The sequence below is a fragment of the Streptomyces sp. CB02923 genome (genome assembly GCF_001905005.1).
Taxonomy (GTDB): domain Bacteria; phylum Actinomycetota; class Actinomycetes; order Streptomycetales; family Streptomycetaceae; genus Streptomyces.
In genome coordinates this window covers 594782-618360 of sequence record NZ_LWKZ01000001.1, presented here as the reverse complement: position 1 = coordinate 618360, position 23579 = coordinate 594782, and the positions used below count along the sequence as shown (strand labels likewise).

At 72.8% G+C, this 23579-nt stretch carries 22 protein-coding genes and 1 pseudogene; 6 read left to right on the top strand and 17 right to left on the bottom strand.

The window, feature by feature from the left end; translation table 11 throughout:
• Positions 1 to 271: 271 nt before the first annotated feature.
• Both A6A06_RS02520 and A6A06_RS02515 read right to left on the bottom strand, forming a co-directional pair.
• Entirely contained in the window at positions 272 to 529 is a 258-nt protein-coding gene (locus tag A6A06_RS02520; RefSeq protein ID WP_003983230.1) for a WhiB family transcriptional regulator, read from the bottom strand.
• Positions 530 to 850: 321 nt separating this feature from the next.
• Entirely contained in the window at positions 851 to 1819 is a 969-nt protein-coding gene (locus A6A06_RS02515; RefSeq protein ID WP_073758301.1) for a diacylglycerol/lipid kinase family protein, read from the bottom strand.
• A 298-nt stretch (positions 1820 to 2117) separates the two neighbouring features.
• Here A6A06_RS02515 and A6A06_RS02510 point away from each other — a divergent pair.
• Positions 2118 to 2540: pseudogene (locus A6A06_RS02510) on the top strand (hypothetical protein); the annotation flags it as partial.
• Between the two features lie 247 nt (positions 2541 to 2787).
• Here the strand turns inward: A6A06_RS02510 and A6A06_RS02505 are convergent.
• The 4 genes from A6A06_RS02505 to A6A06_RS02490 all read right to left on the bottom strand — a co-directional run bounded on the left by A6A06_RS02505 (position 2788) and on the right by A6A06_RS02490 (position 5380).
• Complete coding sequence (locus A6A06_RS02505; RefSeq protein WP_073758299.1) at positions 2788 to 3720, bottom strand: RNA polymerase sigma factor SigF; 933 nt, start codon at positions 3718 to 3720, stop codon at positions 2788 to 2790.
• A gap of 43 nt (positions 3721 to 3763) precedes the next feature.
• Positions 3764 to 4177 carry an anti-sigma factor gene (locus tag A6A06_RS02500; protein WP_003985353.1) on the bottom strand — a complete coding sequence of 138 codons (414 nt, stop codon included), beginning with the start codon at positions 4175 to 4177 and terminating at the stop codon, positions 3764 to 3766.
• A 269-nt stretch (positions 4178 to 4446) separates the two neighbouring features.
• Positions 4447 to 4935 (bottom strand): GNAT family N-acetyltransferase, encoded by a 489-nt coding sequence (locus tag A6A06_RS02495; protein ID WP_073758297.1) that lies wholly within the window; start codon positions 4933 to 4935, stop codon positions 4447 to 4449.
• Between the two features lie 184 nt (positions 4936 to 5119).
• Positions 5120 to 5380: a UBP-type zinc finger domain-containing protein gene (locus A6A06_RS02490; RefSeq protein ID WP_073758295.1), complete on the bottom strand. Its 261-nt coding sequence runs from the start codon at positions 5378 to 5380 to the stop codon at positions 5120 to 5122.
• Positions 5381 to 5456: 76 nt separating this feature from the next.
• On the opposite strand from A6A06_RS02490, the gene A6A06_RS02485 reads away from it, so the two are divergent.
• A complete protein-coding gene (locus tag A6A06_RS02485; RefSeq protein ID WP_073758292.1) occupies positions 5457 to 7061 on the top strand; it encodes a Na+/H+ antiporter in 1605 nt (534 codons plus the stop codon).
• Between the two features lie 101 nt (positions 7062 to 7162).
• On the opposite strand, the gene A6A06_RS02480 is transcribed toward A6A06_RS02485, so the two are convergent.
• The 3 genes from A6A06_RS02480 to A6A06_RS02470 form a co-directional block, all read right to left on the bottom strand.
• Positions 7163 to 8086, bottom strand: coding sequence for a 1-aminocyclopropane-1-carboxylate deaminase/D-cysteine desulfhydrase (locus tag A6A06_RS02480; RefSeq protein WP_073758290.1), 924 nt, complete (start codon positions 8084 to 8086; stop codon positions 7163 to 7165).
• A 41-nt stretch (positions 8087 to 8127) separates the two neighbouring features.
• Positions 8128 to 8721 carry a peptidoglycan recognition protein family protein gene (locus A6A06_RS02475; protein WP_073758288.1) on the bottom strand — a complete coding sequence of 198 codons (594 nt, stop codon included), beginning with the start codon at positions 8719 to 8721 and terminating at the stop codon, positions 8128 to 8130.
• A gap of 142 nt (positions 8722 to 8863) precedes the next feature.
• The gene (locus tag A6A06_RS02470) at positions 8864 to 9097 is read right to left on the bottom strand and encodes a hypothetical protein (protein ID WP_073758286.1); all 234 of its coding nucleotides are present in this window, start codon (positions 9095 to 9097) and stop codon (positions 8864 to 8866) included.
• A 171-nt stretch (positions 9098 to 9268) separates the two neighbouring features.
• Between A6A06_RS02470 and A6A06_RS02465 the strand changes: the two genes are divergently transcribed.
• Positions 9269 to 9994, top strand: coding sequence for a helix-turn-helix domain-containing protein (locus tag A6A06_RS02465; RefSeq protein ID WP_073759707.1), 726 nt, complete (start codon positions 9269 to 9271; stop codon positions 9992 to 9994).
• A 10-nt stretch (positions 9995 to 10004) separates the two neighbouring features.
• Positions 10005 to 10916, top strand: coding sequence for a glutaminase (locus tag A6A06_RS02460; protein ID WP_073759705.1), 912 nt, complete (start codon positions 10005 to 10007; stop codon positions 10914 to 10916).
• A gap of 67 nt (positions 10917 to 10983) precedes the next feature.
• Here A6A06_RS02460 and A6A06_RS02455 read toward each other — a convergent pair whose 3' ends face one another.
• The 4 genes from A6A06_RS02455 to A6A06_RS02440 form a co-directional block, all read right to left on the bottom strand.
• Complete coding sequence (locus A6A06_RS02455) at positions 10984 to 11412, bottom strand: VOC family protein (protein WP_073758284.1); 429 nt, start codon at positions 11410 to 11412, stop codon at positions 10984 to 10986.
• Positions 11413 to 11563: 151 nt separating this feature from the next.
• The gene (locus A6A06_RS02450; protein WP_073758282.1) at positions 11564 to 12502 is read right to left on the bottom strand and encodes a beta-ketoacyl-ACP synthase III; all 939 of its coding nucleotides are present in this window, start codon (positions 12500 to 12502) and stop codon (positions 11564 to 11566) included.
• 334 nt (positions 12503 to 12836) lie between these two features.
• Positions 12837 to 15113: a heavy metal translocating P-type ATPase gene (locus tag A6A06_RS02445; RefSeq protein WP_073758280.1), complete on the bottom strand. Its 2277-nt coding sequence runs from the start codon at positions 15111 to 15113 to the stop codon at positions 12837 to 12839.
• 84 nt (positions 15114 to 15197) lie between these two features.
• Positions 15198 to 16274, bottom strand: a complete 1077-nt coding sequence (locus A6A06_RS02440; RefSeq protein WP_079193747.1) for a helix-turn-helix transcriptional regulator — start codon at positions 16272 to 16274, stop codon at positions 15198 to 15200.
• 126 nt (positions 16275 to 16400) lie between these two features.
• On the opposite strand from A6A06_RS02440, the gene A6A06_RS02435 reads away from it, so the two are divergent.
• A complete protein-coding gene (locus A6A06_RS02435; RefSeq protein WP_073758278.1) occupies positions 16401 to 17999 on the top strand; it encodes an MFS transporter in 1599 nt (532 codons plus the stop codon).
• A gap of 64 nt (positions 18000 to 18063) precedes the next feature.
• Here A6A06_RS02435 and A6A06_RS02430 read toward each other — a convergent pair whose 3' ends face one another.
• Entirely contained in the window at positions 18064 to 18648 is a 585-nt protein-coding gene (locus A6A06_RS02430) for a TetR/AcrR family transcriptional regulator (RefSeq protein WP_073758276.1), read from the bottom strand.
• Between the two features lie 76 nt (positions 18649 to 18724).
• On the opposite strand from A6A06_RS02430, the gene A6A06_RS02425 reads away from it, so the two are divergent.
• Positions 18725 to 20098, top strand: coding sequence for an FAD-dependent monooxygenase (locus A6A06_RS02425; RefSeq protein WP_073758274.1), 1374 nt, complete (start codon positions 18725 to 18727; stop codon positions 20096 to 20098).
• A 22-nt stretch (positions 20099 to 20120) separates the two neighbouring features.
• Here A6A06_RS02425 and A6A06_RS02420 read toward each other — a convergent pair whose 3' ends face one another.
• From A6A06_RS02420 to A6A06_RS02410, 3 genes are all read right to left on the bottom strand, one after another.
• The gene (locus tag A6A06_RS02420) at positions 20121 to 21251 is read right to left on the bottom strand and encodes a magnesium and cobalt transport protein CorA (RefSeq protein WP_073759703.1); all 1131 of its coding nucleotides are present in this window, start codon (positions 21249 to 21251) and stop codon (positions 20121 to 20123) included.
• Positions 21252 to 21387: 136 nt separating this feature from the next.
• On the bottom strand, positions 21388 to 22677 hold the full coding sequence (locus tag A6A06_RS02415) for a CynX/NimT family MFS transporter (RefSeq protein ID WP_079193745.1): 1290 nt from the start codon (positions 22675 to 22677) through the stop codon (positions 21388 to 21390).
• Positions 22670 to 23437: a FadR/GntR family transcriptional regulator gene (locus A6A06_RS02410; protein ID WP_073758272.1), complete on the bottom strand. Its 768-nt coding sequence runs from the start codon at positions 23435 to 23437 to the stop codon at positions 22670 to 22672. The genes A6A06_RS02415 and A6A06_RS02410 overlap by 8 nt, the downstream gene beginning before the upstream one ends.
• Between the last annotated feature and the right edge of the window lie 142 nt (positions 23438 to 23579).

Genomic DNA, 23579 nt, shown 5'->3' with positions numbered 1-23579 from the left:
TGACGGCGGAGGCGGCGAATGGACAACGGTGGGGCGGGGCAAGTCGCCGGTGCCGCCCGGGAGATGAAGGTCCGTACCTTTACGCGGGGCGCCTCCGGGCGCTCCGGCCGCCCCGGCCGGCGGCGGACCCCGGACAGCAGTAAGCCCCGGACCCATCCGGTCCGGGGCTCAAAGCTCACATTGCGTGGGGAGCTCCCAGGTGCGCGGGGCGCTGGGGGAGCATCGGGGGTACTGCGCGCTGCGGCTCGGGGGCCACGGGGGCGTCTGGCGGTCAGGCGCTGGCGTTGCGCGCCCGGTTGCGAGCTGCACGGCGCTTCATGGCGCGGCGCTCGTCTTCGCTGAGACCACCCCAGACGCCGGAGTCCTGGCCGGACTCAAGCGCCCACTGCAGGCACTGCTCCATGACGGGGCAGCGGCGGCAGACGGCCTTGGCTTCCTCGATCTGCAGCAGCGCAGGACCGGTGTTGCCGATGGGGAAGAAGAGCTCGGGGTCTTCCTCGCGGCAAACGGCGCGGTGACGCCAGTCCATGGCTGCTCCATCTCCTCGTATGACGGGATCGTTGCTTGTGAATGTGAACGCTTTCACGAATCCCTCCACAAGGGAAGGGCCGAACCCCAGTTGAGAACTGGTGCGGTCCTGAAGAATGAGGAGGAGGATTCGGGCTCTCAAGGGGGCCGGTAGAAACGGCCGTCCCGATCGCCATGAAGAGACTCGCAAACCTCGGCGACGGATACAACCCCTTCCGGAAACTTTTTTTTGATTCCTTGGTGTCGCCTAGGTCACAGCCGTACTTCTAGGGGGTGGAAGTCAGTCTAAACGTTCGACTGAAAGGACTTTAGGCCCTACTGCTCACACAATCACACGCAGTGCACGGCGAACGCCTGTGAACGTCACGCTCGTACGGAGCCCCAGGTGGTCACCGTCCATCTGGAAGGGCAGTGGAGCCTGCGAATGCAAGGTGAAGTCCGTCAAGTCATGGAGCGAGACCACATGCTTGCCCCGGGGGCCGCGCTCCGGTGTTGACGCCAGGAGCTGGGTTGCGTAGCGGGTCACCGCAGATGCGGACAGTTTGGACAGGGCGAACACGTCCAGCGCCGCGTCGAAGGACGCCGCCGGAGCCGGGTAGACCGGGCGATTGCCCAGGTAGGTCCAGGGAGCGGTGTTGCAGATTATCGACATGACCAGCTGTTCCACCGGGTCCTCGCCCGGCCGCTCCAGCGTGATGGTGCCGTGCCGGCGGTTCGACTCGCCGACGTACTGACGCAGCACCTGCCGCATGTAGAGGGAGTGCGTCGAACGCTTGCCGCGCTCCCGCTGCTGTTCGACCCGGCCGACCACGCCCGCGTCGAAGCCGAAGCCCGCGCAGAAGGTGAACCAGCGGGCCGGTACGCCCTCGTCCTCCGTGCCCGGAGTGCCGGCGGCCAGCCCCAGGCCCACCGTGCGTTCGCTGCCGTCACGCAGCGCGTCCAGAAGGGCGCCGGTCGCCTCGACCACGTCGTTGGGCAGACCGAGGGCGCGGGCGAAGACGTTGGTGGAGCCGCCGGGGACGACGGCCAGGCGCGGGAGGGAGTCGGGGTCGGGGCCGTGCGTCAGCAGACCGTTGACGACCTCGTTCACCGTGCCGTCGCCGCCGAGCGCGACGACCAGCTCGATCTGGCCGCCCTCCGCCGCCTGCCGGGCCAGGTCGCGGGCGTGCCCCCGGTAGCGGGTTTCGGCGACCTCCAGCTTCAGATCGCTGGCCAGCGCGTGGGTGAGCACTTCACGCGTACGCGCACTGGTGGTGGTAGCTGCGGGATTGACCACGAGAAGTGCGCGCATGGTGAGCAGCGTACCTACCTGCCGGTACCCGCCCCACTCCCTGCCCGCCGTGGAAAGGGGGCCCCGGGGCTACCCTGCTGGGGTGAGCAGTAAGCAGAAGCGGCCCGCGGGCAAGGTGGCCGGACCCACCCGTCCGGCCGAGGCGACGCAGGGCGGCAAGGCGGACGGGGAACACGTACGGGCCGGAGGCGCGAAGGCCGGTTCGGGCGGGAAGCCCGGAAAGAGTGGTTCGCGCGGCGCCCCGCAGGGCACCCGGGCGGACGGGAGCGGCAAGGCCGCCGGGCCGGGGAAGGGCGGCAAGGCCGCCGGCACCGCCGCCCCCGGGCCGAGCGGTCCGCGGCCGGCCCGGCTCAGCGCCGCCGCTGTGCTCGCCGCCGTCGAAGGTGTGGCGCTGGCCGCTCTCGGCGTCTACATGCTCGTCGAAGGGCTGACCGGTTCACCCGACAGCCCCCGCCAGGCGGAGACGGGCGGCCTGACCGTGATCGCGCTGGCGGTGCTGCCCCTGGTCGCGGCGCGCGGACTGTGGCTGCGGCGCCGCTGGAGCCGCGGACCCTCGCTGATCACCCAGATCGTGGCGTTCCCGGTCGCCTGGACGCTGATCAACGGCGGCGGCGCGCTGATCGCGGCCGGTATCGGCCTGGCGATGGCCGCCCTCGCGGTACTCGGGCTGCTGGTGAACCCGACGGCCACCGAGGCGCTGGGGATCACACCCCGGGACTGAGCGGGCGGCTGCGGGCCCGGAGCGGGCGGACCGGGTGGACCGGGCGCCCTGCGCGGCCCACGAGGCCGCCGGACGGTGCCCCGGGCCCGGAGCGGACGCACGGCGCATCCGGCCCTGGGCGACGCATGGCGCCCCCGGCCCGGAACGGACGCACGGCGCCCCCGGCCCGGAGTCGACGCACGGCGCCCCGGGCTCGGATGCCGAGGCCGGGGCGGTGGCGAAGATGAAGGCGGAGGCCGCTTCGGGGCTACTCCTCCACCAGGAGCTTGTCGCGGAGCTGGGCCAGGGTGCGGGCCAGCAGGCGGGAGACGTGCATCTGGGAGATGCCGACCTCCTGGGCGATCTGTGACTGGGTCATGTTGCCGAAGAAGCGCAGCAGCAGGATCTTCTTCTCCCGCGGCGGCAGGTCCTCCAGCAGCGGTTTGAGCGATTCGCGGTACTCGACGCCCTCCAGCGCCTCGTCCTCGGCGCCCAGGGTGTCGGCGACGGCCGGCGACTCGTCGTCCGTGTCCGGGACGTCCAGGGACAGCGTGCTGTACGCGTTCGCCGACTCCAGGCCCTCCAGGACCTCCTCCTCGGAGATCGCGAGGTGCTCGGCCAGCTCGTGGACCGTGGGGGAGCGGCCGTGGCGCTGTGAGAGCTCGGCGGTCGCGGTGGTCAGCGACAGCCGCAGTTCCTGGAGGCGGCGCGGCACCCGGACCGCCCAGCCCTTGTCGCGGAAGTGCCGCTTGATCTCGCCGACGACCGTGGGCGTGGCGTACGTGGAGAACTCCACGCCCCGGTCCGGGTCGAAGCGGTCCACGGACTTGATCAGGCCGATGGTGGCGACCTGGGTCAGGTCGTCGAGCGGCTCGCCGCGGTTGCGGAAGCGCCGGGCCAGATGCTCGACGAGCGGCAGGTGCATCCGTACGAGCGTGTTGCGCAGCTCGGCGCGCTCCGCCGAGCCGTCGGGCAGCTTGCGGAGCTCGTAGAACATCGCCCGCGCGCCGCTGCGGTCATGGGGGTCGTGAGGGTGGTGCGGGGTGTGCGGATCGCGCTCGTTCCGCTGGTTCTCGCTCTGGTCCATGTGGTCCGCCCGCTCTGCCTGCTCCGCCGCGTCCAACCGGCCGCCGTGGCCATCCGCGCCCACCGGTTGCGGCCGGGCATGATGCTGCTCGGGGATGGCCACGCCGGGCGCCATCCGCGTGCCGCTTTCAAGATCCTTCACGGGGCCCCCTGTTCGGTCATGACGGTCCGGGACCGGCGCCGCGCTCCTTGTACAGGCTGATCGTGACCGTACGGTCCTCCGCGACGGTGGAGTCGACCTTGCCGGCCAGCGCGGAGAGCACCGTCCAGGCGAAGGTGTCGCGCTCGGGGGCGCGGCCGTCGGTCGTCGGGGCCGAGACGGTCACCTGCAGCGCGTCGTCGATCAGGCGGAAGACGCAGCTCAGTACGGAGCCCGGCACGGCCTGTTGCAGAAGAATCGCGCACGCCTCGTCCACGGCGATGCGCAGATCCTCGATCTCATCGAGGGTGAAGTCCAAGCGGGCTGCGAGGCCGGCCGTGGCCGTACGCAGCACCGACAGGTAGGCACCCGCAGCGGGCAGCCGGACTTCCACGAAGTCCTGGGTCCCGGGCTCGCCTGCGATCTGGGACACCCTCACCTCCAAGGTGACACAAGCTGGTTGAGCTGATATTCGCGCCGGTCGCGGCCCCTGTCGTGACAAGAGGGCAACGATCCGGCGCGGCACATGGTTCGCCTGCGACGCTATCGCGATCTGCGGGGCGGTGTCGCCCGGAAGAGGCAGGGCCGGCTTCCGGCACGACGGTCGGTCTCGCAGTGTCCCGCAGTCCCACGACTGTCACTCATTGTAAGCCTACGGGTACGGACAGTGGCTAGGGGTCTGCACTGCCAAATCGGAACTGATTACGCTGCGTTGACGTTCGAGACGCCCGCGAGGTTGTGCAGTGCATCTCCAGTGAGCCGGAAGACGGTCCATCCGTCCATGGGTTCGGCGCCGATCGACCGGTAAAAACCGATGGACGGTTCATTCCAATCCAGGACTGACCACTCGAAACGCTCGTAGCCGCGCTCCGTGCATATCTCCGCGAGGGCCGTGAGGAGCGCCTTGCCGTGGCCGCCGCCGCGGGCCTCGGGGCGGACGTAGAGATCCTCCAGATAGACACCGTGCGTGCCCGTCCACGTCGAGAAGTTGCGGAACCACAGGGCGAAGCCGACGGGTCCTTCCGCGTCCTGTGCCATGAGCGCGAACGCCGCCGGATGCGCACCGAAGAGGGCCTCGCGCAGCTGCGCCTCGGTGGCCTTCGCGGATTCCGGGGCGCGCTCGTACGCGGCCAGCTCACGGATCATCGTGTGGATGACGGGTACGTCGTCGACCGTCGCGGTGCGGATCATGCCTGAAGGCTAGCGGGCCGCACTGACATCCGGCCCCGGGGTCCGGGAAACCCGCCGGACCGGGCCCCGGAGCTGCAAAAAGGGGACGGAAGGCGCCGAGACGGGCGGGACCGCCGCACCCGGGCGGGCGGTGGCCGCCGGGAGCGGCGGTCGCACCCGGGAGGGCCGGGCGGGCGGTCGCCGCTCAGACGATCGTCTCGTCGACGAAGCACCACCGCCAGCTCTCGCCCGCTTCGTACGACCGCATGACCGCGTGGCCGGTCGTCGCGTAGTGGCTCGTCGCGTGCCGGTACGGCGAGGAGTCGCAGCAGCCGACGTGCCCGCACACCAGGCACAGCCGCAGCTGCACGGGGTGGCTGCCGACGGCCCGGCACTCGGGGCAGGTGTCGCTCAGCGCGGCGGGCTCGGGGCGCGGCAGTTCGGGAACATGCGGGCACTCGCTCATGATTGCCAGGTTAGATCGCGGGAGCGGGCGCGGCACGGGCCGGCCACGGTGAAACGGGACAGGACGGGCGAGGCCGATGGACGTGATGCCACTACTGCTGCTGGTCGCGGGGAGCGCGGCGGTCGCCGGGGCGGCCCGGCGCACGCCCGTGCCGGGGCCGCTGCTGCTCGTCGCCACGGGGCTGGCGGCGGCGTACATCCCCGGCGTACCGGACTACACGCTCGACCCGCACATCGTGCTGCCGCTGCTGCTGCCCCCGCTGCTGCACACCGCGGCGCTGGAGAGCTCCTACCTCGACCTGCGGGCCAACCTGCGGCCGGTGGCACTGCTGTCGGTCGGGTACGTGCTGTTCGCGACGGTCGCCGTCGGGTACGTCGCGTACCTCGTCGTACCGGACCTGCCGCTGGCGGCGGCGCTCGTCCTCGGCGCGGTGGTCGCGCCGCCGGACGCCGTGGCGGCCACCGCCATCGCCCGCAGGCTGCGGCTGCCGAACCGGATCACGACGATCCTCCAGGGCGAGTCACTGGTCAACGACGCCACCGCGATCACCGCGTACAAGGTGGCGGTGGCCGCGGCGGCGGGGGTGGGCGCGACCTGGACCGACGGCATCCGCGAGTTCGCGGTCGCGGCGCTCGGCGGCATCGGGGTCGGGCTGGTGCTGATGATCCCGCTGCACTGGCTGCGCTGCCGGCTGCGGGACGCGCCGCTGCTGGAGAACACCCTGTCGCTGCTCATCCCGTTCGTGGCCTACCAGGTCGCCGAGGAGTTCGGGGCGTCCGGTGTGCTGGCGGTCGTCGTGGTCGCGCTCTATCTGGGGCACCGCTCCTGGCAGGTCGACTTCGAGACGCGGCTCCAGGAGGAGGCCGTGTGGAAGATGGTCTCCTTCGTGCTGGAGTCGTCGGTGTTCGCGCTGATCGGCCTGCAGCTGCCGGTCGTCCTGCGCGGGCTCGGGGAGTTCAGCGGCGCGCAGGCCGCCTGGTACGCCGTCGTGGTCTTCGTGGTGGTGGTGCTCACGCGCTTCGTGTGGGTCTTCCCCGCGACGTTCCTGCCGCGGGTGCTGTCGGAACGTATCCGCACCCGCGAACCCGGTACGAACTGGAAGGCACCGGTGATCGTCGGGTGGGCCGGGATGCGCGGTGTGGTGTCGCTGGCCATCGCCTTCTCGATCCCGGTGACCGTCCAGGACTCCGGCGACGGCTTCCCGGCCCGCAACCTGGTGCTCTTCCTGACCTTCACGACCGTCATCGGCACGCTCGCCGTCCAGGGGCTGACGCTGCCGCCGCTGATCCGCGCGCTGCGGCTGCCCGCGCGGGACGTACGGGGCGAGACGCTCGCCGAGGCGCAGGCGCAGAACGAGGCGTCGCGGGCCGCGGAGCAGCGCCTGTCCGAACTGCTGGAGGACGAGCGCAACGCGCTGCCGGGACCGCTGGCCGACCGGCTGCGCACGGTCATGGAACGGCGGCGCAACGCGGTGTGGGAGCGGCTGGGCACGGTCGACGAGGTGACGGGCGAGTCGGCGGACGACACGTACCGGCGGCTGGCGCGGGAGATGATCGACGCGGAGCGGAAGGTGTTCGTGCGGCTGCGGGACGAGCGGCGGATCGACGACGAGATGATGCAGGTGCTGCTGAAGCGGCTGGACCTGGAGGAGGCCGCGGCGTACCGGGAGGGGGCCGATTAGGCGGCGGGCTTGGGGCGCCCAGGGCTCAAGACCGCCGAGGGTTCAGGCCGCCGGGGGTTCAGGCCGCCGGGGGTTCAGGCCGCCGGGGGTTCAAGGCCGCCTCACGAGACCTCCGACGGTGCCCCCGTGACGACCGCGGTGAGGGTGGTGCCGGAGGGGAAGGCGCCCTCCTCGGCCGACGTGGTCAGGCCCAGGAGGAGCTTGGCCACGTAGAGGCGCTCCAGGGGTATGCCGTGCCGCTCCTCGAAGTCGGCGGCGAAGGCTTCCAACTCGGGGGTGCGGCGGGCGTATCCGCCGCAGTGGAAGCGGGCATCCAGGTCCCACGTGCCGCGCCGGCCGCCGAAGGCCGCGTACTGGAGGCGCTCGGTCTCCGCGGCGAGGAAGTGCGGGGTGCCGCCCTTGAGGACCGGGAAGCCGAGGGCCCGCTGGTCCGGTGCCAGCCCGGCGGCGAGGCCGGCCAGGGTGCCGCCGGTGCCGCAGGCGACGGCGACCACGTCCGACGCGCCGCGCAGTTCCCGGCCGAGGGCCGTGCAGCCCTGGACGGCGAGGGAGTTGCTGCCGCCCTCCGGGACGGCGTAGTGCGGGCCGAAACGTTCCCGGAGCGCGGCGGCGACCTCCGGTTCGGCCTTGCGGCGGTAGGTGGCGCGGTCGACGAAGTGCAGCCGCATGCCGTCGGCGGCGCAGCGCGCCAGGGACGGGTTCAGGGGCTTGTCCGCCAGTTCGGCGCCGCGTATGACGCCCACCGTCGCGAACCCCAGGAGGCGGCCGGCCGCCGCGGTGGCCCGCAGGTGGTTGGAGTACGCGCCCCCGAACGTGAGCAGTGTGTGGGCCCCGGCCTCGGCCGCCGCCCGCAGGTTGGGCTCCAGCTTGCGCCACTTGTTGCCGGGCAGCTCGGGATGGATCAGGTCGTCCCGTTTGAGCAGCAGCCGCACACCGCGGCGCGCGAACCGTCCGTCCTCGATGTGCTGGAGGGGGGACGGCAGGCGCGGCCGCAGTGCGGCGAGGCCGGGGGCGGGGGAGGTCACACGGCCATTGTCGCGTGACGGCGGCTCCTGGACACCGGCGCCTACTTCAGCCGGGCACCGATGCGCGCGCGCATGTCCTTCATCGTGAAGCCCTTGGGGTCTATTTTGTCCGCGCGCCATTCCAGGTGGCCGACGACCGAGTACTCGTTCCAGCCATGGACCCGGCACAGCGCCGCCGCGGCCTTCTCGATGGCCTCCAGCTGGGCCTCGGGCCAGGGGTCCTTGCCGTCGCCCAGGTTCTCGCACTCGAAGCCGTAGAAGTGGACGTTGCCGTCGGCGTTGTACTGGTTGGTGGGGGGCAGCTGCTTCTTCTCGGCGACCACGGCTTTCAGGACGTCCCGGTCGCCGCTGCCCGCGTGGTTGGAGCGCCCGCAGCCGACCAGGTGGACCCGGCCGTCCTTGGTGATCACGCCGTGGCACAGCGGACCCGGCAGCGCCGGGGTGCCGTCGTAACACAGGCGTACCGTGCTCTCGGTCCCGGACGTCACGGTGTGGTGGATCACCACGCCGTGCACCGGGCCCCAGTCACCGTGACCGGCGCGGTTGTGCGTGCGCCACTCGCGGACCTCGACGACCTCCAGGCCTTCGTCTCTGAGCGCTTTGAGGAAGGTGTTCGCGGACATGGGTGGGGCCATGGCCGACTCCGTTCGGTGCGCGGCGGCCGCTGACCGCGCACCGCCTCATAAAACGCTTGTACTGGAACGTCAGGTCTCAGACCAGCCGTTCGTCGCGTGTACGAGCGGATGAGCGAGCGGTTTCAGCCGCTTTCCACCGCTTTCAGCCGCGCAGAAAACCGTCCCCGTGGGTGGCGATGTGGGCCTCCAGCGCGCTCAGTGCCTCCTGGGTGGCCTGTTCCGAACCGTTGCCACGGCGCTCCGCGTAGTAGGCCGCGCCCAGCTTCTTCAGCAGGTCGTTGCCCGCCCGCTGCTGCTGGACCTCGTCGACCTTCTGCTTGCCCTGGTTCAGCGCGCTCTGGGCCTGCTCCTTGGCGCGGTCGAGAAAGCCTGCCATTGCTGCCTCCGGTGAGGTTGGGGGGAGGGGCGGACGGCCCCGCTGCGGTGGCGGTGCCGTACCGGATCAACGGTCCGGACGTTACCCGCGTTCCCGTGCCAGTCTGGGGATGTGGACAGTGCCGTGGACGGGGCGACGGGCGCGGGCGGCGACACCGGCGCGGGGGAGGGCCTGGGCACGGACGGCCGCCCGGACGGGTACCGCGAACGGGCCTCGCGGCTGGCCGGCGCGGTCGTCTGGGCGAAGCGGGAGCCCGGCGGCGCGGTGCGGGCGCCGCAGCGGGTGCTGCCCGACGGCTGCACGGACCTGCTGTGGTGGGGCGGCCGGCTGACCGTGGCCGGGCCGGACACCACCGCGTACACCCCCGTGGCGCGGCCGGGCGCCACCGTCGTCGGGCTGCGCTTCGCCCCTGGTCAGGGGCCTGCCGTTTTCGGCGTACCGGCACACGTGCTGCGCGACCTGCGGGTGCCCCTGGAGGAGCTGTGGCCCCGCGGCCTGGTGGACCGGCTGAGCGCGATGGTGGCCGGGACCGGTTCACCCGGACGGGTGCTGGAGGAGATCGCCGTACGTCGCCTCCGGGAGGCGGCGGGCCCGGCCGACCCGGCGCGGAAGGTGATCGCCGGGGCCCTGGGCGGCGGCCGGTCCGTGGCGGAGGTCGCCCGCACCGTGGGCGTCGGCGAGCGGCAGCTGCACCGCCGGTGCCTGGATGCCTTCGGGTACGGGCCCAAGACGCTGGCCAGGGTGCTGCGGCTCGTCCGCGCGCTGGAGCTGGCCCGCGGCGGGATGCCGTACGCGGACGTGGCGGCACGGGCCGGATACGCGGACCAGGCGCACCTGGCGCGCGAGGTGAAGGCGCTGGCGGGGGCCCCGCTGGGGGTGATCGTGGCGCCGGGGTAGCTTGTCCGTCATGGACTACCAGGCCGTTCTTGAGGAGGTAGCGGCCTATGCGAGGCCGTATGTCGGACATGGGCAGGTTGCCGATTACATACCGGCGCTGGAGAACGTGCCGGGTGACCGCTTCGGGATGGCGGTGGCCGACATCAACGGCGAGGTGTACGGGGTGGGGGACTGGGAGGTCCCGTTCTCCGTGCAGTCCATATCGAAGACCTTCTCGCTGGCGCTCGTCATGGCCAGCGACAACGAGGACATCTGGAAGCGGGTCGGCCGTGAGCCGTCCGGGACCCCGTTCAATTCGCTGGTGCAACTGGAGTGGGAGAACGGCGTACCGCGCAACCCCTTCATCAACGCGGGCGCGCTCGTGATCACCGACCGCCTCCAGACGCTGACCGGCGACGCCAGCACCACGATGCTGCACTTCCTGCGCGAGGAGAGCGGCAACCCGGACCTCGCCTTCGACCAGGCCGTGGCGGACTCCGAGGCCGACCACGGCGACCGCAACGCCGCGCTCGCCCACTTCATGGCCAGCTTCGGCAACCTGGAGAACCCCGTCCCCAGCGTCATCGAGCACTACTTCTGGCAGTGCTCGATCGAGATGAGCTGCCGCGACCTGGCGGCGGCCGGCGGATTCCTGGCCCGGCACGGACTGCGCGCGGACGGCAGCCGCCTGCTGGAGGCCCGCGAGGCCAAGCGGATCAACGCGGTGATGCTGACCTGCGGCACGTACGACGCGGCCGGGGAGTTCGCGTACCGGGTGGGCCTGCCCGCCAAGAGCGGCGTCGGCGGCGGGATCGTCGCCGTGGTGCCGGGACGCTGCACGCTGTGCGTGTGGAGCCCCGGCCTGGACAGCCGCGGCAACTCGGTCGCGGGGGCGGCGGCGCTGGACCACTTCACGACGCTGACCGGCTGGTCGGTGTTCTAGAGCGGGACGGCGGTACGGGACGGCGGTACGGAATGGCCGTACGGGACGGACGTACCGGCCCGTGCGTCTACGGCAGCGCCGCGAACAGGTCGACCCCGTGCCCGTCCGGGTCCTGGACCACCGCGTACCGCTGCCCCCAGGGCGCGTCCCACGGCTCCTTCCCGCCCGGATACCCGGAGCCCGTCAGCGCTGCGTAGACCTTGTCGACCTCGGCCGGGTCCGCGCACTCGAACGCCAGGCCCGTCGGAGCGCCGTCGGCCGGCGGCGTCCACTCGGGATCGATGGAGCGCGCGACGGCGTACGTGTCCCACATCAGGCGCAGGCCGCCGGGCAGCGTCGCCTCGGCGTGCGGGGCGGAGTCGGCCTCCGCCGGGACCGTCAGGCCCAGACGGCGGTAGAAGGCGAGCGAGGCCGCCATGTCGGCGACGACCATGCCGATCGCCGCCAGGCGGGGAGTCGCGGGGGTGGAGGCGGGGTGGTGCGATGCGTTGCTCATGTGAGGAGCGTAGGAAGCACCGGGCGGCCGGGGCTTGAACGAATCGGACACCGTTACGGGGAGGCGGGGCAGGCCCGTACCGCTTACGGGGAGCCGGGGCAGACCCGTACCGCTTACGAGGAGGGCGGGCAGGCCCGTACCGCTCTCCGTCTCACGGGCAGCGGATGACCTGCCCCGCGTACGACAGATTGCCGCCGAAGCCGAAGAGCAGCACCGGGGCGCCGGACGGGATCTCCCGCCGCTCCACCATCTTGGACAGGGCCAGCGGCACGGAAGCGGCCGAGGTGTTGCCGGACTCGACGACATCGCGCGCGATCACGGCGTTGACCGCGCCGATGCGCTCCGCCAGCGGCTCGATCAGCCGCAGGTTGGCCTGGTGCAGCACGACCCCGGCCAGGTCCGCCGGCCGGATCCCGGACCGCTCGCACACCTGGCGGGCGATGGCGGGCAGCCGGGTGGTGGCCCAGCGGTAGACGGCCTGGCCCTCCTGGGAGAAGCGGGCCGGGTTGCCCTCGATGCGGACGGCGCCGCCCATCTCCGGGACCGAACCCCACAGCACCGGGCCGATCTCCGCCTCGGCCGACGCCGTGACGACCGCGGCGCCCGCGCCGTCCCCGACGAGCACGCAGGTCGAGCGGTCCGTCCAGTCCACCACGTCGGTGAACTTCTCGGCGCCGACGACCAGCGCGTTGACGGCCGACCCGGCCCGGATGGCGTGGTCGGCGGTGGCCAGGGCGTGGGTGAAGCCCGCGCAGACGACGTTGAGGTCCATGGCGGCGGGGGCCGGCAGGCCGAGCCGGGCGGCGACCCGGGCCGCGGTGTTGGGGCTGCGGTCGACGGCCGTGCAGGTGGCCACCAGTATGAGGTCGATGTCCTGCGCCGTCAGGCCGCTCGCCGCCAGCGCCTTGGCCGCCGCGGCCGCGGCCATCGCGTCCACCGTCTCGTCGGGGGCCGCGACGTGCCGGGTGCGGATGCCGACGCGGCTGCTGATCCAGGCGTCGTCGGTGTCGACGATCTTCGCGAGGTCGTCGTTGGTGAGCACCTCGGAAGGCTGGTAGTGGCCGAGAGCCAGGACACGTGAACCCGACATGGGAACCCCTGTGCGTGTGCGGACGGTACCTGTTCAGTGTTAGGGGTGCGGCTCCCGGGAGCATTGCGCGATACGCCAATCTTCCGGAGCGAGTTCTGGAGGGAACCCCACGTACGGCCGGGGGCGGGCGCGTGCGGTGGCCCCCGGCCTCCGGGCGCCGCGGCCGGTGAGGGGCATGAGGTGCCGCACACGCCACGGCCGGTGAGGTGCCCCACACGCCACGGCCGGTGAGGCGCCGCACACGCCACGGCCCGGCCCGTACAGCGGGTCGCTGTCGGAACCGGGCCGGCGGGCGGGCTTCCCGAGGCGGGCTTCCCGGGCGGGCCTGCGCCGCTCAGGTGAGCGGCTTGAAGCGGCGCAGCCGGAGGCTGTTGGCCACCACGAAGACCGAGGAGAAGGCCATCGCGGCCCCGGCGATCATCGGGTTGAGCAGCCCGGCGGCGGCCAGCGGGAGCGCGGCGACGTTGTAGCCGAAGGCCCAGAAGAGGTTGGCCTTGATGGTGCCGAGGGTGCGGCGGGCGAGGCGGATGGCGTCCGCCGCGGCGCGCAGGTCGCCCCGTACCAGCGTCAGGTCACCGGCCTCGATGGCGGCGTCCGTGCCGGTGCCCATCGCCAGGCCCAGGTCGGCCTGGGCGAGCGCGGCCGCGTCGTTGACGCCGTCGCCGACCATGGCCACCGACTTCCCCCGCGCCTGGAGGTCCTTGACGACCGAGACCTTGTCCTCGGGCAGCACGTCGGCGATGACGTGGTCCGCGTCGATGCCGACCTCGGCGGCGACCGAGCGGGCGACGGCCGCGTTGTCGCCGGTGAGCAGGACCGGGGTGAGGCCGAGGGCGCGCAGCCGCCGGACCGCCTCGGCACTGGTGGGCTTGACCGCGTCGGCGACGACGAGCACGGCGCGCGCCGCGCCGTCCCAGGCGACGGCGACCGCGGTGTGCCCGGCCTCCTCGGCGGCGGCCTTGGCGTCCGCGAGGGCGGCGGGCAGCTCGATGGCCCACTCGGCGAGGAGCGAGGTACGGCCGACGAGGACGGCGTGGCCCTCGACGACGCCCTGGACACCGCGGCCGGGGACGTTCGCGAAGTCCTCCGGGGCGGGCAGCCCGCCCGTGCGCTCGGCTGCCGCGGTGGCGACGGCGCGGGCGATGGGGTGCTCGGAGGAGTGCTCCAGCGCCCCGGCCAGGCGCAGCGCCTCGGTCTCGGAGACGCCGTCGGCGAGGTGGACGGCGGTGAGGGTCATCGCGCCGGTGGTGACGGTGCCGGTCTTGTCCAGGACGACGGTGTCGACGCGGCGGGTGGTCTCCAGGACCTCGGGCCCCTTGATCAGGATGCCGAGCTGCGCGCCGCGGCCGGTGCCGACCATGAGCGCGGTCGGCGTGGCCAGGCCCAGGGCGCACGGGCAGGCGATGATCAGAACGGCGACCGCGGCGGTGAACGCGGCGACCGCGCCCCCGCCCGTGACGAGCCAGCAGCCGAGGGTGGCGAGGGCCAGTGCGATGACGACCGGGACGAAGACGGCGGAGATCCGGTCGGCCAGGCGCTGGGCGGCGGCCTTGCCGTTCTGCGCGTCCTCGACCAGCCGCGCCATCCGGGCCAGCCGGGTGTCCGCGCCGATCCGGGACGCCTCGACGACGATCCGGCCGCCCGCGTTGACGGTGGCGCCGGTGACCGGGTCGCCGGGGGAGACCTCGACGGGTACGGACTCGCCGGTGAGCATCGAGGCGTCCACGGCGGACGACCCGTCCACGACCGTGCCGTCGGTGGCGATCTTCTCGCCGGGCCGGACCACGAACCGGTCGCCGACCGCCAGCTCACCCACCGGGACGCGCACCTCGCGCCCGTCCCGCAGCACCGCGACGTCCTTGGCGCCCAGCTCCATCAGGGCCTTCAGCGCGGCCCCGGCCCGGCGCTTGGAACGGGCCTCGAAGTAGCGCCCGGCCAGGATGAAGGCGGTGACTCCGGCCGCGGCCTCCAGGTAGATGTTGCTGCCGCCGTCGCCGCGTTCGATGGTCAGCGTGAACGGGTGGGTCATGCCGGGCATCCCGGCGTGCCCGAAGAACAGGGCCCACAACGACCAGCCGAGCGCGGCGAGCGTGCCCAGGGAGACCAGGGTGTCCATGGTCGCCGTGCCGTGCCGCAGGTTGGTCCAGGCGGCCCGGTGGAAGGGCCAGGCGCCGTACGCCACGACCGGTGCGGCCAGGGTCAGCGACAGCCACTGCCAGTTGGTGAACTGCAGTGCCGGGACCATCGCCATCAGGATGACCGGCACGGCCAGGAGCACGGAGACGGTCAGGCGCTGCCGCAGTGCGGCGAGGGGGTCGGTGCCCGGCGCGGGCGCCGGGGCGGCGTCGGGATCCGGTGGCGGCGGGGCGGGTGCCGGGGGCTCCGGTACGGCGGCCGTGTAGCCGGTCTTCTCGACGGTGGCGATCAGCTCCGCGACGCCGATGCCGGCGTCGTCCGCGTAGGTGACCTCCGCTTTCTCCGTGGCGTAGTTGACGGTGGCGGTGACGCCGTCCATCCGGTTGAGCTTCTTCTCGACCCGGGCGGCGCAGGAGGCGCACGTCATGCCGCCGATCTCCAGCTCGATGCGGTGCCCGTCGACGGTGGTGGTCATGACTTGCTCCTTCGGAGGCGGGGGTGGCGGTGGGGACCGCCGGCGTCCACTGTCTGGACTGTATACCCCCTAGGGGTATGGATGCTACCCCTCCTGGGTATCCGGTGACGCGCCCGCGGCGGTCCCGTCGGCGCCGGTGGGACCGGTGGGACGGGTAGGGCCGGTGGGGTCGGTAGGGCCAGTGGGGCCGGTGGGGCCGACGGTCCCGTCCGCCGCCCGCAGTACCCGCCCGCCCAGCCGCCGCAGGCACTCCGCCAGCTCCGGGGGCTCGTGCACCGTGAACTCGCTGCCCAGCATCGCCAGCCGGAACGCCGTCCACTCCAGGGAATCGGGCCGGGTGCGCACCCGGCACGACCGTTCGCCGAGGGGCTCCACCACGGCCGCCGCGCGCCCGAGCCGGTCGCACACCTCGACGGCGGGCGCCTGCACCGTGACCACCGCGGAGCAGCCGGGGCCCATGCCCTGCATCCGCTCCGCGACGAACGCGGCGGCGTCCTCGGCGGGCAGCTCGCGCGGCGTCATGCGTACCCCCGTGGGGTACGGCGAGCTCAGCCGGTCCACCCGGAAGATCCGCCAGTCCGCGCGCTCCTCGTCGTACGCCACCAGGTACCAGCGGCGCCCTGCCGCGACCAGCCGGTGCGGCTCCACCAGGCGCTTGGAGCCGACACCGTCGCCCGACCGGTACGTGAAGCGCACCCGCTCCTGGTTGGCGACGGCCGCGGCCAGGGTGGTCAGGTGTGCCGGGTCGACGGTCGGCCCGTCCCCGGCGGGCATCGGGACGGTGGCGGTGCCCAGCGCGCCCACCCGCCGCCGCAGCCGGGACGGCAGCACCTGTTCGAGCTTGGCGAGGGCCCGTACGGACGCCTCCTCGACGCCGTCGACGGTGTGCCCGGCCGTCGAACGCAGCCCGACGGCGATGGCCACCGCCTCCTCGTCGTCCAGGAGCAGCGGGGGCATCGCGGTGCCCGCCGCGAGCCGGTAGCCGCCCTCCGCGCCCATCGTGGCGTGCACCGGGTAGCCGAGGTCGCGCAGCCGCTCGATGTCGCGGCGGATGGTGCGGGTGGTGACCCGCAGGCGGCCGGCCAGCTCGCTGCCGGGCCATTCGCGGGGGGTCTGGAGGAGGGACAGCAGGTTCAGCAGGCGTGCCGAAGTCTCGCTCATGGTGCCGATGATGCCCGGACGTATAGGACTGGAGCCGTCCTACACGGACACTAATGTCGAACCACACCGACCTCCCGGAGCACTTGAGACCTTTCGAGCCCCGCACACCGACCAGGAGACCGCGCCATGCCCACCCCGCCCACGACCGCTACCGGCCCGACCGGCGTCCCAGGCCCGACCGGAGAGACCGGCGCGACCGGCCCGACCGGAGAGACCAGCCCGACCGGTCCGACCGGCGCGGTCGACCGCAGACGCTGGTTCGCGCTCGTCGTCGTGCTGACCGCCGCCTTCATGGACCTGGTGGACGCGACCATCGTCAACATCGCCGTGCCCAGCATCCAGCGGGACACCGGCGCCTCGTTCAACGCCATCCAGTGGATCACTGCGGGGTACGCGCTGGCCTTCGCCATCGGCCTGATCACCGGCGGCCGGCTCGGCGACATCCACGGCCGCCGCCGGATCTTCCTGCTCGGCATAGCCGGGTTCACCGTCGCCTCCGTGCTGTGCGGCGTCGCCGCCGACCCGGGGATGCTGATCGCCGCCCGCGTCCTCCAGGGCGCGATGGCCGCCCTGATGGTCCCGCAGGTGCTGGCGATCATCCACGTCACCTTCCCCGCGCACGAACGCGGCAAGGTCTTCGGCCTGTTCGGCGTCGTCATCGGGCTGGGCGCGGTCTGCGGTCCGCTGATCGGCGCGCTGCTGACGCAGTGGGACATCCTCGGCCTCCAGTGGCGGCCGATCTTCCTGATCAACCTGCCGGTCGGTGTCGCCGGTGTCCTCCTCGGGCGCCGCTTCATCTCCGAGTCCCGCGCTTCCCGGGCGCTGCGCCTGGACCTCGTCGGCATGGTGCTGGCCGCGCTCGGGCTCCTGATGGTGCTCTACCCGCTCACCCAGGGCCGCGAAATGGGCTGGCCGGTATGGGGGTTCGTCTCGATGGCCGCGAGCCCGCTCGTCCTCGCCGTCTTCGTACGGTACGAGCAGGCCAAGGCCCGCAAGGACGGCTCGCCGCTCGTCGAACTCTCCCTGTTCAAGCTCAGGACGTTCGTCGCGGGCGCCGGTGTCCAGCTCACCTTCGGTGCGCTCTCCGGCCTGTTCTTCCTCGTCTGGACCCTGTGCATGCAGCTCGGCCTGGGGTGGAGCCCGCTGCGTGCCGGACTGACCGGGGTGCCGTTCTCGGTTGCCTGTGCGGCGGCGGGCGGCGTCTCCGTGGAGCAGCTGGTGCCGCGCTTCGGGCGCAAGGTGATGCAGGCCGGCGCACTGATCATGCTGCTCGGCGCGCTGCTCTACATCGTGGAGGCCGACCGGTACGGCACGGAGCTGACGTCCTGGCAGCTGGCCCCCGCCCTGCTGCTGATGGGCGGCGGCATGGGGCTGATCGTCGCCCCGATCACCGACGCGGCCCTCTCCGAGGTGCCGGCCGAACACTCCGGCTCGGCGTCCGGGGTCTTCCACACCACCAGCCAGCTGGGCATGGCGTTCGGCCTCGGACTGGCGTCGGTGGCCTTCTTCGGCGTCCTCGACGGGGCGGCCGGCCGGGACCCGCGGGCGGCGATCGTCGAGGCGACGGTCACCTCGCTGTGGTGGGTGGCGGCCGGTCTGGTGGTCATCTTCCTGCTGCTGTTCGCGCTGCCGGGCAAGCCGCGTAAGGGCGGGGACGCGGACCGGCCCGCGGCCACCGAAGGGGAAGACCGGACTCCGGACGCGGACCGGATCCTGTCGCACTGACGCCGTCCCGGCCGGACCGCGCGCCGCGGAGATCCGTGGGAAGCGCCCTACGCCCGCGGCGCGCCTACGCCCCCGGCGCGTAGTCCTTGCCGTTCAGCGCCCGGTAGAGGAACCGGGTGGTCACCTCGACGGCCTCCTCCTCGGGCATCCCGGGCCCCAGCTGCGCGGGCGCTTCCAGCAGCGCGCTCATCAGCGTCAGGGTGGTCCCGGGGGAGGCCGGCAGGTTCTGTACGTGTTCCAGGTGATCGGCCAGGTCGGCGAGCTGCGCGCGGCGGAATTGGTCGAAGGTGCGGGCGAAGTCCTCGCTGACGAGCGCCGCCTGGCGCAGCGCGAGCATGGTCGGCGCGTGGTCCCGGTACACGCGCCAGCACGCGGTCACGTGGTAGCGGATCGCGTCCGGGTCGGTGAAGTCGGACTTGTGCCCCTCGGCGTCGGCGTAGGTGTCGCTCGCCGCGGCCAGCTCGGCCAGCAGCGCCTGGAGCAGCTCTTCCTTGCTCGCGAAGTGGCGGTAGAAGGAGCCCGCGGCCCGGCCGGCCTCCGCCGTGATGTCGGTGATCTTGGTGTTCAGGTAGCCGCGGGCGGCGAACTGGCGCTTGGCCGCCTCGATCAGCGCCGCCCTCGTCTCGACCGCCTGCTCCGCGCGCTTCACGTTTCCTCCAGCTCCCTTGACGGCGCACGCTAGCAGGCCACATGATGAATCTGAATTCAGTGAATGGAGATTCATCATGCGAGTGCTTGTGGTGGGCGGCGGGCCGACCGGACTGACACTGGGGATCGAACTGGCCCGGCGCGGCGTCGGGGTACGGGTCGTCGACAAGTCGACCGCGTACTTCGACGGCTCCCGCGGCGACAGCATCCAGCCGCGCACCCTGGAGGTCTTCGACGACCTCGGCGTGCTGGACGCCGTACGGGCCGCCGGGGCACCCCTGGCGCCGCTCCGCGTACACCTCGACGGCCGGTACGCGGGCGAGCAGTGGATGGCCGAGCCGCGCGAGCCCGGCCCCGGCGTCCCGTACCCGAACCCGTGGGTGCTGGGCCAGTCGCAGACCGAGGGGATCCTGCGGGCGCGGCTGCTGGAGTTCGGCGTACGCGTCGAGCTGGGCACCGGGCTGACCGGCCTGGAGCAGGACGCGGACGGCGTGACGGCGCGGTTCGCCACCGGTGCGGCGGACCGGTTCGACTACCTGGTCGGCGCCGACGGCGGTGCCAGCCTCGTCCGCAAGGCGATCGGCGTGGACTTCCCCGGCACCACCGACGAGACCTTCCGGGTGCTGGTCGGCGACGTGTCTGCGCCGGACCTCGACCCCACGGTCGGGCACTGGTTCGCCGATGCGGACAGCCCGGCGTTCGGCACCGCGCTGACCCCGCTGCCCGGTACCGGGCGGTTCCAGTTCATCTCGCCCCTGGGCGAGGGCGACGACGCCTCCCTGGAGACGATGCAGGCCGCCCTCGACCGCTTCTCGGCCGGTGTGCGCCTGACCGGACACGGCTGGTCGACGGTGTGGCGGCCCAACGCGCGGCTCGCCGGACGCTACCGGTCGGGACGGGTCTTCCTGGCCGGCGACGCCGCCCACGTCCACCCGCCGACCGGCGGCCAGGGCCTGAACACGGGCGTGCAGGACGCCTACAACCTGGGCTGGAAGCTGGCCGCGCAGACCGCACTCGACAGCTACGAGGCCGAGCGGCGGCCGGTCGCGGCCGACGTCCTCGGCGTGAGCACCGAACTGCTGGACAAGTACGCCGGGGGTGCGGCGGATGCCCACCGGCGCGGCGAGGAGGGCTTCGGCCTCGCCATCACCTACCGGGCGCCGGACGCCACCGGCCCCCTCGTCACCGGCGACCGCGCCCCGGACGCCCCGCTGCTCGACGCGGACGGCAAGCACATCCGCCTCTTCGACCTCTTCCGCGGCCCGCACTTCACCCGGCTGGTCTTCGGTGCGCCCGCCCCGGACGAGGAGCACGCCTACGCCGTACTGCGCCCCGGCGAGGAGCCCGGCCGCGGACGGTACGCCGTCGACGCCGAGGGCCACGCCTTCACGGCCTACGCGGCAGCGCCGGGCGACACCGTCCTGATCCGCCCGGACGGCTACCTGGCCTGAACGGCCCCGGGCCGAGGACGCCCTACAGCCACCCGTTCCGCTTGAACCCGCGGCGGATGAGGTAGCAGAGCGTGAGCGTGACGGCCATGACCAGGGGATAGCCGAAGCTCCAGTGCTTCTCCGGCATGTACTCGAAGTTCATGCCGTAGATGCCGCACACCATCGTCGGTACGGCGAGGATCGCGACCCAGGCGCTGATCCGCCGCATGTCCTCGTTCTGCGCCACGGTGACCTGCGCGAGGTGCGCCTGGAGTATGGAGTTGAGCAGTTCGTCGAAGGCGTTGATCTGCTCGGTCACCCGCTCCAGGTGGTCCGACACGTCACGGAAGTACGTGGTGATGTCCGGGTCCACCAGCGCCATCGGCCGGGTGGCCAGCGCGTCCAGGGGGCGGGCCAGCGGCGCCACCGCCCGCTTCAGCTCCAGCAGTTCGCGCTTGAGCTGGTAGATCCGGCCCGCGTCGGTGCCGGAGCCCTTGGCGCCGCCGGGCCGTTCCTCGCCGGAGGTACGGCGCGGGTTCTCGGCGAAGACCTCGCTCTCGACGTCGTCGATGTCGTCCTGCACGGCCGCGGCGACGTCCAGGTAGTCGTCCACGACCAGGTCCGCGATGGCGTGCAGCACGGCCGACGGGCCGATGGCCAGCTGGTCCGGGTCCGCCTCCAGCTGCTCGCGCAGCGGGCCGAGCGAGCCGTGGCCGCCGTGCCGGACGGTGATGACGAAGTCGGCGCCGGTGAAGACCATGATCTCGCCGGTGTTCACCACCTCGCTGGTCTCGGTGAGCCGGTCGTGGTCCACGTAACAGACCGTCTTGAACACCGTGAACAGCGAGCCGTCGTAGCGCTCCAGCTTCGGCCGCTGATGCGCGTGCACCGCGTCCTCGACGGCGAGCGGGTGCAGCCCGAACAGCTCGACGATGCCGGCGAACTCCTTCTCCGACGGCTCGTGCAGACCGATCCACACGAAGCCGTCGCCCGAGTCGCGGACCCGGCGGACGGCGTCCTCGGCCGGGTGGTCGCCGGGCTGGCGGACCCCGTTCTCGTAGACGGCGCAGTTCACCACGGCGGTGCCGAGCGGCGAGCGCGCGGGGTGGCTGAGGTCGACGCCACGGCGGCGCTGCTGCGGCAGACGGACCGCTCTACGGAGGTTGCTGATCACCGACACGGCACCAGTATGGCCCGGACGTGCGGCAGGGCGGGAGGCGTCGCGGCAGCTCCGCACACCTCCCGCCCGTACGGATCGCCCCGCTCCGCCCCGTACGTAACCGGAGTCGGCGCCCCCGTACGTACCGGAGTCAGCGCCCCGCGACGTGCCGCGGACGCGCGGCACCGAGGCCCATCGCCACCTGCGGGACGAGCAGGACCAGCAGCACGACCACCGGCACCGCCCAGCCGCCCGAGGCGTCGTGCACGGCACCCAGCACCGCGGGCCCGGTGGCCGCCAGGATGTAGCCGAAGCACTGGGCCATGCTGGAGAGCTGCGCGGTGTGCCGGATGTCCGGGGCGCGCTGGACGATGAACAGCAGGGCCAGGCTGATGGCCGCGCCCTGCCCGAGGCCCAGCAGCGTCATCCACACGTACGCGCCACCGGCCGGCGCGGCCAGCATCCCGGCGAACCCGGCCGCGCAGAGCACCGCGCCGAGCGTGGCCAGCGCGCCCGCCGGGAGCCGCCGCCCGACGATCACCGGCGCGAGGAAGGAGCCCACGATGCCCAGCAGCGAGGAGAACGACAGCATCCAGCCCGCGTCGCCCGCGCTCATCCCGGCGTCGGTGAGCATGGTCGGCAGCCAGGCGGCCGCCGCGTAGTAGCTGAGCGACTGCAGGCCCATGTACGCGGTGACCTGCCAGGCCAGCGGGGAGCGCCACAGGCCGCGCACGGGGTGGGCCGCCTCCCGGGCCGCGGCCGCGGAGGTACGCGTACGGCTGCGGGTCTGCGGCAGCCACACCACCAGCGCGACGACCGCCAGCGAGCCCCAGCACGCCAGCGTGGCCTGCCAGCTCAGCCCGGCCGCGCGCTGCACCGGCACGGTCACACCGGCCGCCAGCGCCGCGCCGCCGAACAGCGACATCGAGTACAGGCCGGTCATCAGCCCGGACCTGGCGGCGAAGTCGCGCTTGATCAGACCGGGCAGCAGCACATTGGCCACGGCTATGCCCGCGCCGATGACGATCGTCCCGGCGAACAGCGCGGCCACCGAGTCCAGCAGCCGCAGCGCCGTACCCGCGCAGATCAGCACCATGGTGCCGAGCAGCGAGCGCTCCATGCCGAAGCGGCGGCCGAGCCGCGGCGCGATCGGGGCGAGCAGGCCGAAGCAGAGCAGCGGCAGCGCGGTCAGCAGGCTGGTGGCCGCGGCCGACATGCCGCTCTCGTCGCGGATGGTCCCGGCCATCGGGGACACGGCGACGAGGGCCGGGCGCAGGTTGAGGGCGAGGAGGATGACACCGGCGCCCAGGTAGAGGGCGCGGCGCCCGGTGGCACCCGCGGGCGGGGCGGGCTGGGCGGCGTCCCCGGCGGGCGCGTCCGGCCGTGCGGCGCCGCCGGTGCCGGGGGCGCTCAGGGTGGCGGCCGGTCCGTCGTCATGCATGGTCTTCTTCTCCTGGGCTTGCTTCGCGGGCGCGGGTGTCCGCCGCCGGGCCGCCGCCGTCATCGTCCGGTCGCGCCGCGCGCAGCGCGTCCATGGCTTCGGTCAGGTGGGCCAGCGCGGCCTGCTCGGCGGCGTCCGGGTCCCGGGCCTCGATGGCGTCGGCGATGGCGGTGTGCGCGTCGAACTGGTGGCGTACGGAATCGGGCAGCGGCCTGCGGATGACGGCCTGGAGGGTGGCGCGCAGCGCGTCGCTGAAGTGCTCGTACAGGTCCGCGAGGACGCTGTTGTGCGCGGCTGCCGCGACGGTCCGGTGGAAGTGCATGTCCGCGTCGATGAACGCGGTGACGTCGCTGTTCTCCCAGGCCCGGTCCCGCTCGGCCAGCGCGGCCCGCAGCGCCGTCAGGTCCTCGCCGGTGCGGCGCAGTGCCGCGTAGCGGGCCGCGTCGCGCTCCAGCGACGCGCGGACCTCGTACGCCTCCAGGTCGGCGGCCCTGCGCAGCCTGCGCTGCACCGCCGCGCCGAAGTCGCTGTTGGCCCGTACGTACGTGCCGTCGCCCTGCCGGGGCTCCAGCATCCCGGTGTGCACGAGGGCGCGGACCGCCTCGCGGACGGTGTTGCGGCCCACGTCGAGCGTCTCGACGAGGACGGGTTCGGCGGGGATCTTTCCGCCGATCTCCCACTCGCCGTCGGTGATGAGCCGTTCCATCTGCTCGATGACCAGGTCCACCAGGCTGGTGCGGGCGGTGCTGCGCAGGGGCATGGACGCCGTCCTCCCTCTCGATTCCACCGGTGATGGGAACATCCCATGTTTGGCGGTGTCAAACAGCCGGGGTTAGCCTGGACGTACCGGTGATCTTCGGATCACGGCACGGCGGTGGGGCCCGCCGGACCACAACCGCGGC